At 44.1% G+C, this 2,321-nt stretch carries 1 protein-coding gene and 1 tRNA gene; one reads left to right on the top strand and one right to left on the bottom strand.

Annotated elements, in window-relative coordinates:
* Positions 1-560 precede the first annotated feature (560 nt).
* Positions 561-1,997: an NAD-dependent succinate-semialdehyde dehydrogenase gene (locus tag R7Q46_RS24665; RefSeq protein ID WP_262647755.1), complete on the top strand. Its 1,437-nt coding sequence runs from the start codon at positions 561-563 to the stop codon at positions 1,995-1,997.
* 247 nt (positions 1,998-2,244) lie between these two features.
* Here R7Q46_RS24665 and R7Q46_RS24670 read toward each other — a convergent pair.
* Positions 2,245-2,320, bottom strand: a tRNA-Asn gene (locus tag R7Q46_RS24670).
* Between the last annotated feature and the right edge of the window lies 1 nt (position 2,321).

The following is a 2,321-nucleotide window of genomic DNA, read 5'->3' on the forward strand; positions in this document are numbered from 1 at the left end:
GTTGGTTAGAATACCGGCCTGTCACGCCGGGGGTCGCGGGTTCGAGTCCCGTCCACTCCGCCACTTATATTAAGCCCTAGTCGAAAGACTGGGGCTTTTTCGTTTGGTCGTGTCCCCTAGAAATGCATTTACACATTGAAGGCGAGACAATACGACTTTCTTTACCCTTTTGGCACATGAGTTTCTCAGGAAGATGAGCCTGCTGCCTGCACTTCCAATTACTCTGAGTTTGTATCATGTCCTCGTTGAAAGATTGGTCATTTGAACAATGAGTCTTTATAACACTCGCCCTCAACCGTAGTAGAATGAATAGTCTTCCTCACTGCGCGTTTTATTAGCGTCTCTCTTAAACAATAATTTTCTACATCTTATTTCTCAAACATTCATTGCTTCCATGTTTAGAGCGGGACCGTCGTTGCGTGGATTACGCAATTTCGCGAAATATAGTGAGGAAGAGAGCTAAGTCTTCCGAAAATTAATGCCTTTTAGAAAACTTTGTTTTCTTTGCTGAACTTGCTAGTAGCGATTAACCTAAGAGGAGTTCTTGAGGAGTATGTTTGATGATGCAACAAATAAAAAATGAAACGCTGAAATCTGTATTTAAGCAATGGTCTTCCGAAGAGGGAATTGTGGTCATCAACCCTGCAACTGAACAAGAGTTAATTCGGTTAAAGCCTAGTACTCTTGAGGAGTTAGATGATCTCATTGGTCAGTGCAAAACGGAGCAAGTCCGTTGGGCTAAATTAAGTGCCAAAGAGCGCTCTCGTCGTTTGAGGGGGTGGTATCAACTACTTCTTGATAATGCAGAAGACATAGCCACGATTATTACCTTAGAGCAGGGAAAACCTTTAGCTGAGAGCAAAGGGGAAGTGATGTATGGTGCCTCTTTTGTCGAGTGGTTCTCAGAAGAAGCAAAACGTGCTTATGGCGAAGTTATTCCTGCCCCCACGACAGATAGACGTCTATCTGCAATTCGCCAGCCTGTGGGAGTATGCGCTGCAATTACACCTTGGAACTTCCCTATTGCGATGATTACAAGAAAAGCAGCACCAGCCCTAGCGGCAGGTTGTGGCATGTTGATCAAGCCATCAGAGCTTACCCCTCTCACTGCAATTGCTGTTGTTGAATTAGCTTATCAGGCTGGTATCCCTAAAGAACTGCTTTCTGTCGTGGTGTCGGAGCAGGCTGCTGAGTTTGGTCAAGTACTAAGTACTGATCCTAGGATTCAGAAGATCTCTTTTACGGGGTCTACGCGAGTCGGGAAAATTTTGATGAAGCAAGCCAGTGATTCAGTCAAGGCGGTGTCGATGGAGTTGGGTGGTAATGCGCCTTTCATCGTGTTTGAAGATGCAGACTTAGATGCGGCTGCGGAAGGGCTTGTCGCGTCGAAGTTCCGTAATGCAGGGCAAACATGTGTTTGTACCAATCGGCTATATGTTCATAAAAATGTAAAACAAGCTTTTATTGATAAAGTATTGTCGAAGTTAAGCAAATTAAAGCTTGGCAATGGTTTAGAGAAAGGTGTCACATTAGGTCCTGTTATTACGATGGCCTCTAAGCATCGACTAGAGGCGGTGATCGATCAAGCTGTACAAGAAGGAGCCTCTATTGCTAACTCTCCACAGAGACGGCCTGGTCGCTTTATGGAGCCCGTTCTTTTGGATAGTGTGACGCAGAATATGTCGATTGTTCAGCAAGAGCTATTCGGGCCTGTGTTGCCTATTGTTACCTTTGAAAATGATTATCATGTTCTCGAAATGGCTAACGATACAGAATATGGTTTGGCTTGCTATTTCTATACGAATAGCTTGAAGCGTATTGTGACTTTTAGTGAAGGTTTAGAGTACGGTATGGTTGGAGTGAATGAAGGGATCATCTCTACTGAAGTGGCTCCATTTGGTGGAGTTAAAGAGTCGGGTGTTGGACGGGAAGGTGCTAAGCAAGGCCTCGATGAATATCTGGAGACAAAGTATATTTGTCTTGGTGGTTTAAGCTGATTTCAGAGATGGCCGATTGAATTAAAAAGCTAGGTTTTTACCTGGCTTTTTTTTAGTTGAAAGGCATACCATTTGCCACGCGCGTTTGTGGTTAATATTTTCTGGTTATTTAGTGAGTCGATAGTTAGCTTGCGGTAAGCGGTTTTTAATAATCAAAGCGCTTATGTTATTTCGTGGGTAGTAGGAGAGAGCTTAGCTTTAAACTAATACAAAAAAGCCGCATCAAGTGATGCGGCTTCTTCTAATATGGCTCCTCCTGCTGGGCTCGAACCAGCGACCTGCGGATTAACAGTCCGTCGCTCTACCAACTGAGCTAAGGAGGAA

Source organism: Vibrio sp. 811 (assembly GCF_033339195.1).